The sequence below is a fragment of the Roseicyclus sp. genome (assembly GCF_052168335.1).
GTDB lineage: Bacteria > Pseudomonadota > Alphaproteobacteria > Rhodobacterales > Rhodobacteraceae > Roseibacterium.
This window is the reverse complement of the sequence record NZ_JBQLZP010000166.1, coordinates 1-5,402: the sequence shown is the minus strand read 5'-3', so window position 1 is coordinate 5,402 and position 5,402 is coordinate 1. Positions and strand designations below refer to the sequence as shown.

Below are 5,402 nucleotides of genomic sequence, written 5' to 3'. Positions count from 1 at the left end.
GGGGCGGCGGCGCCGGGGGCGCCCCGTGCGGGCTTGAGCGTTCAAAAGGTTAACAAAAGGTGGACGAGGCGCAGGCAGAAATTACAACTCTAGGGCGAAATTTCTCTTGCAATGCCCGTCAACGTTGCCTTACAGTTTTAGGTGCAAGCAGCAGAAGCGGTTGCCGGCCGGGCTCGAACACCCACCCACCCCTCGCTCCCTCGAGCCCGGTCGGCAACCCTCTCCCCCCTCCCCGCAGCGATGGCCGTTCCGCCCGTTGGGCGCGACAGGTTGGCGATTGAAAAAGCGTCGCACGATCCCCATAACGCGGTCAGAACGACAGGAGAGGTTTCCCATGCGCGCGCGCATCTATCGCCCTGCCAAGTCGGCCATGTCCTCCGGGACGGCCAAGACCCGGGACTGGGTGCTCGAGTTCGTTCCCGAAAGCGCCCGCAAGATCGACCCGCTGATGGGCTGGACCAGCTCCTCGGACATGAACAGCCAGGTGCGGCTGCGCTTCGAGACGCTGGAGGCCGCGCAGGACTACGCCGCCGACCACGGCATCGACGCCGTCGTGATCCAGCCCAAGACGCGCAAGCCGAACATCCGGCCGCGCGGCTACGGCGAGAACTTCGCCACCGACCGGCGCGGACAGTGGACGCACTGATCTCCATCTCCCGCGTCGAGGGCGAGGATGCAGCCGTCGACGAGGTGCTGGCGCGCCACCACGCGCTGATGCGCACGCTCTCGCCGGAAGAAAGCTGCCATGTCATGACCTCGGCGGAGCTCCGCGCCGCGGGCGCACAGGTCCATGCCGTGCGCGAGGGGGACCGCGTCCTCGGTGTCGCGGCGCTCAAGCCTTTCGGCAGCGCGGTCGAGCTGAAGTCCATGCACACCGTCTCGGAGGCGCGGGGCCGCGGGGTCGGCGCCACGCTTCTCGGGCATCTCGTCGGCATCGCCCGCGCCGGCGGCGCCTCCGCGGTCTTTCTCGAGACCGGCTCGGGCGAGGGTCATGCCGCGGCGCGCGCGCTCTACGCGCGGGCGGGCTTCGTCGAGACGGGCCCCTTCGGAACCTACCGCGAGGACCCCGAGAGCGTCTTCATGCGTCTCGATCTCCGGTAGCGGGGCGTGGACGGACGCCGCCCGCTTCGCTAAACCGCTCCGGAGCGGCCCCTTAGCTCAACAGGATAGAGCAGCTGACTTCTAATCAGCAGGTTCGGGGTTCGAGTCCTCGAGGGGTCGCCAGCTTCACCGCGAATCGCTGCGCTGGACAGGCCCGGGGTGGACCGCCCGACCCGCCGCTTCGGCCGGATTCCGCCCCGCTCAGCCGGAATCGGCCCATGGACACGGGCATTTGGCCGCGCCGGTGCCGCCTGAGGGCCCGGAATCCGGTATCCACCCTGATTGGTTTTCCCTATACTGCCCGGAAAACAAGGACCCGGGGCTTTTGGGAGGGCCGCCATGATACGCTCGGAGCTCATCCAGAAGCTCGCCGACGAGAACCCGCATCTCTACCAGCGGGACGTGGAGCGCATCGTGAACGCCATCTTCGAGGAGATCATCGAGGCGCTGGCCGACGGCAACCGGGTGGAGCTGCGCGGCTTCGGCGCCTTCTCGGTCAAGAAGCGGGACGCGCGCATCGGCCGCAATCCGCGCACCGGCGAGAGCGTTGACGTGGACGAGAAGCACGTGCCTTTCTTCAAGGCGGGCAAGCTGCTACGGGACCGGCTGAACGGCGACGACTGACGGCTGCCGGCCGGCCACCCGGGGGAAGCGATGAAGATAATCCGCGCCATCAAGTACCTGTTCCTGATCCTCGTCGCGATCGCGCTGGTGATCCTCGCGCTCGCCAACCGCGATCCGGTGACGCTGACGGTGCTGCCGCAGGAACTCGCGCTCTGGTCGGGTGTGGACTACGCCATCGAGCTGCCGCTCTTTGTCGTGATCCTCGGCGGCGTCGTCACGGGCCTTCTCGTCGGCTTTGTCTGGGAATGGCTGCGCGAGCACCGGCATCGCGCCGAGGCCAGGACCAACCGGCGCGAGGCGCAGAAGCTCGAGCGCGAGGTCGAGGCGCTGAAGGGCCGCCGCGACCCGAACCGCGACGAGATCCTGGCGCTGGTCGAGGATACCGGCACGGCCCGCTGAGGGCCGCTCCCGTCATGGACGTTTCGATCAAGTTCTGCGGCCTGAGCCGCCCCGGGGACGTCGCCGCCGCGGCACGTCTCGGCGCGCGCTACGTGGGCTTCGTCTTCTTTCCGAAATCGCCCCGCAACGTGTCGCCCGACGCCGCCCGCGCGCTCGCGCTCGAGGTGCCGCCGGGCGTGGCCAAGGTCGCGCTGACGGTGGACGCGGACGATGCAGCACTCGACGCGCTGACCGGGGCGGTGCCGCTCGACATGCTCCAGCTCCACGGCGAGGAGAGCCCCGGCCGCGTGGCGGAGGTCCGCGCGCGCTACGGCCTGCCGGTGATGAAGGCGCTGGGGATCGCCACGGCGGCCGACCTCTCGGCCATCGACCGTTTCGCCGCCGTGGCCGACCAGCTCCTGATCGACGCCAAGCCCGCGCCGGGCGCCGACCTGCCGGGGGGCAACGGCCTGTCCTTCGACTGGCGGCTGCTCGCGGGGCGCAAGTACTGGACGAAGCCCTGGATGCTCGCCGGAGGCCTGACGCCCGAGAACGTGGCCGAGGCCGTGCGCCTGACGGGGGCGCGGCAGGTCGATGTCTCCTCGGGCGTCGAGGGCGCGCGCGGCATCAAGGACGCGGCCCGCATGGAGGCTTTCGCGACCGCCCTCCGCACGGCCTGAGCGGAACCGAGCCCCCCGTCTCCTTCGTTGGTGCCCCGAACGCACCGCGAAAGGAGAGCGCCATGAGCCGTATCGCCAAGACCGCCGCAGTCCTCGCCCTGCCGGCCCTTGTCCTGTCCGCGCCGGCCGCCCTCGCGCAGGACGACGTCCCGAGCGCGGGCGAGGCGCGTGCCGAGGGGGCGGACCTCGTGATCGACAATGTCGTCGCGCGCACCCCCGGCTACATCGTCGTGACCGAGGACCTGCCCGGAACCGCCCCCGGAAGCGAGCCCGCGGGCTTCGCCGAGGTCGCGCCGGGCCGGACCGAAGAGGTCCGCGTGCAGGGCGATTTCGTGCCCGGCGTCACCTATTTCGTCGTGCTCTACGAGGAATCGGGCGCCGAGGAAGGCTTCCAGTGGGAGGAGGGCGTCGAGGACTACCCCGTGTCCGAGGAAGGCGACCACGTCATGACCACCTTCGACATGATGATGGACGCGGGCGACCCCGAGGAGGGCTGATGCCCTCCCCCGAGGAGGCGAGGAGGGCTGATTCCCCGAGGGGCGCGACCGATCCGCCCGAGAGGCCGCCGGTCCGTCCCGGCGGCCTTTTTCGATTGGCCCCCCGCGCGGGGCCGCGCTAGAACCACCCGGGACGCGCGAAGGGGAGCCAGACCATGCCCGACGATATTCTCAACAGCTTCATGACCGGCCCCGACGAGAAGGGCCGCTTCGGGGACTTCGGCGGGCGCTTCGTGTCCGAGACCCTGATGCCGCTGATCCTCGAGCTCGAGGCGCAGTACGAACATGCCAAGACGGACAAGGGCTTCTGGGACGAGATGGAGTTCCTCTGGAAGCACTATGTCGGCCGTCCCTCGCCCCTCTACTTCGCCGAGCGCCTGACCGAGCGGCTGGGCGGCGCGAAGATCTATTTCAAGCGCGACGAGCTGAACCACACCGGCGCGCACAAGATCAACAACGTGCTCGGCCAGATCATCCTCGCCCGCCGCATGGGCAAGACCCGCATCATCGCCGAGACCGGCGCCGGCCAGCACGGCGTGGCCACCGCGACGGTCTGCGCCAAGTTCGGGCTCAAGTGCATCGTCTACATGGGCGCGACCGACGTGGAGCGGCAGGCGCCGAACGTCTTCCGCATGAAGCTGCTGGGCGCCGAGGTGGTGCCGGTGACGAGCGGGCGCGGCACGCTCAAGGACGCGATGAACGACGCGCTCCGCGACTGGGTCACGAACGTGCGCGACACCTTCTACTGCATCGGCACGGTGGCTGGCCCGCACCCCTACCCGGCGATGGTCCGCGACTTCCAGTCGATCATCGGCAAGGAGACCCGCGAACAGATCATGGAGGCCGAGGGGCGCCTGCCCGACACGATCATCGCCGCCATCGGCGGCGGCTCGAACGCGATGGGCCTCTTCTATCCCTTCCTCGACGACAAGGAGGTGGGGATCATCGGCGTCGAGGCGGGCGGCAAGGGCGTCAACGAGAAGATGGAGCATTGCGCCTCGCTGACCGGCGGGCGTCCGGGCGTGCTGCACGGGAACCGCACCTACCTGTTGCAGGACGAGGACGGGCAGATCCTCGAGGGGCACTCGATCTCGGCCGGGCTCGACTATCCCGGCATCGGACCCGAACACGCCTGGCTCCACGACGTGGGCCGAGCCCAATACGTCTCGATCACCGATGCCGAGGCGCTGGCCGCCTTCCAGCTCTCCTGCGAGACGGAGGGGATCATCCCCGCGCTCGAACCCTCGCACGCGCTGGCGCATGTCGCGAAGATCGCGCCGGATCTGCCGCGCGAGCATCTCATCGTGATGAACATGTGCGGGCGGGGCGACAAGGACATCTTCACCGTGGCCCGCGCGCTCGGCTGGGAGATGTGAGGGCGCTCCGGCGGCGTCCTATTCCTTTGGTTTAGGCCTCTGGCGCTCCCGTTTATGGCGGGGGCGATAAACCCCGTGCAAATATCCTCCTGCGGTCCGGCGAGGCATCTCACGGTCAGGGCGGCGCCGATCGGGCGGCGTCCCGTACCGAAACGGAACTCAAGGAGACAACAATGCGAGCCATGACACTTCTCGCGACATCCGCCGTCGCACTCGCCCTGGGCGCCTCCCTGGCCAAGGCCGCGCCCCAGGACGTCATCGACAAGATCGTGGAGGACCTCGTCGCGCAGGGATACGTCCGCATCGAGATCGACATCGAGCGCAACGGCATCCTCGACGTGGACGCCTACGGCGCCGGCCGCGACTCGGACTTCTACTACGACGCCGAGGGAAACCTGCTGCGGTCGTATTCCGAGCCGGACGCCTCGTACGGGCCGGGCTTCACCGGCCGACTGGTCGAGATCGACGACGACCGCTATGACGACGACCGCTATGACGACGACCGCCGGGACGACGATGACGACCGCTGGGACGACGACGACGACAGCTGGAACGACGACGACGACGGCTGGGACGATGATGACAGCTGCGACGACGACGACAGCTCGGACGATGACGACGACGATGACGACGATGACGACGACTGAGGTGCAGTCCTTCGTCAGAACGACCTAGGCTCGAACCCCGCCGGTGTTTCGCCGGTGGGGTATCGCTTCGGGGAAACACAGAAATGGGCATGTCCCGAC

At 68.7% G+C, this 5,402-nt stretch carries 8 protein-coding genes and 1 tRNA gene; all 9 read left to right on the top strand.

Features of this window, described 5'->3' with window-relative positions; all coding sequences use genetic code 11:
* Positions 1-334: 334 nt before the first annotated feature.
* The 9 genes from ACTS11_RS05150 to ACTS11_RS05110 all read left to right on the top strand — a co-directional run bounded on the left by ACTS11_RS05150 (position 335) and on the right by ACTS11_RS05110 (position 5,303).
* Positions 335-646 carry an ETC complex I subunit gene (locus ACTS11_RS05150; RefSeq protein ID WP_442639270.1) on the top strand — a complete coding sequence of 104 codons (312 nt, stop codon included), beginning with the start codon at positions 335-337 and terminating at the stop codon, positions 644-646.
* Positions 634-1,101, top strand: a complete 468-nt coding sequence (locus tag ACTS11_RS05145; RefSeq protein ID WP_442639269.1) for a GNAT family N-acetyltransferase — start codon at positions 634-636, stop codon at positions 1,099-1,101. Before ACTS11_RS05150 ends, ACTS11_RS05145 begins: the two co-directional genes overlap by 13 nt.
* 46 nt (positions 1,102-1,147) lie before the next feature.
* Positions 1,148-1,224 (top strand) — tRNA-Arg (locus ACTS11_RS05140).
* Positions 1,225-1,440: 216 nt separating this feature from the next.
* On the top strand, positions 1,441-1,725 hold the full coding sequence (gene ihfB, locus ACTS11_RS05135; protein ID WP_442639268.1) for an integration host factor subunit beta: 285 nt from the start codon (positions 1,441-1,443) through the stop codon (positions 1,723-1,725).
* A gap of 30 nt (positions 1,726-1,755) precedes the next feature.
* Positions 1,756-2,124 (top strand): LapA family protein, encoded by a 369-nt coding sequence (locus ACTS11_RS05130; protein ID WP_442639267.1) that lies wholly within the window; start codon positions 1,756-1,758, stop codon positions 2,122-2,124.
* Positions 2,125-2,138: 14 nt separating this feature from the next.
* Positions 2,139-2,783, top strand: coding sequence for a phosphoribosylanthranilate isomerase (locus tag ACTS11_RS05125; protein ID WP_442639266.1), 645 nt, complete (start codon positions 2,139-2,141; stop codon positions 2,781-2,783).
* 62 nt (positions 2,784-2,845) lie between these two features.
* On the top strand, positions 2,846-3,280 hold the full coding sequence (locus ACTS11_RS05120) for a DUF7282 domain-containing protein (protein WP_442639265.1): 435 nt from the start codon (positions 2,846-2,848) through the stop codon (positions 3,278-3,280).
* A gap of 155 nt (positions 3,281-3,435) precedes the next feature.
* On the top strand, positions 3,436-4,656 hold the full coding sequence (gene trpB / locus ACTS11_RS05115) for a tryptophan synthase subunit beta (RefSeq protein WP_442639264.1): 1,221 nt from the start codon (positions 3,436-3,438) through the stop codon (positions 4,654-4,656).
* A 182-nt stretch (positions 4,657-4,838) separates the two neighbouring features.
* Positions 4,839-5,303: a hypothetical protein gene (locus tag ACTS11_RS05110; RefSeq protein ID WP_442639263.1), complete on the top strand. Its 465-nt coding sequence runs from the start codon at positions 4,839-4,841 to the stop codon at positions 5,301-5,303.
* Positions 5,304-5,402: the final 99 nt, after the last annotated feature.

Excerpts from the sequence above, each read along its gene's own strand:
- ACTS11_RS05130 (WP_442639267.1), top strand. The coding sequence starts at position 1,756 with ATGAAGATAATCCGCGCCATCAAGTACCTGTTCCTGATCCTCGTCGCG.
- ACTS11_RS05110 (WP_442639263.1), top strand. The coding sequence starts at position 4,839 with ATGACACTTCTCGCGACATCCGCCGTCGCACTCGCCCTGGGCGCCTCC.
- ACTS11_RS05120 (WP_442639265.1), top strand. The coding sequence starts at position 2,846 with ATGAGCCGTATCGCCAAGACCGCCGCAGTCCTCGCCCTGCCGGCCCTT.
- trpB (WP_442639264.1), top strand. The coding sequence starts at position 3,436 with ATGCCCGACGATATTCTCAACAGCTTCATGACCGGCCCCGACGAGAAG.
- ihfB (WP_442639268.1), top strand. The coding sequence starts at position 1,441 with ATGATACGCTCGGAGCTCATCCAGAAGCTCGCCGACGAGAACCCGCAT.
- ACTS11_RS05150 (WP_442639270.1), top strand. The coding sequence starts at position 335 with ATGCGCGCGCGCATCTATCGCCCTGCCAAGTCGGCCATGTCCTCCGGG.
- ACTS11_RS05125 (WP_442639266.1), top strand. The coding sequence starts at position 2,139 with ATGGACGTTTCGATCAAGTTCTGCGGCCTGAGCCGCCCCGGGGACGTC.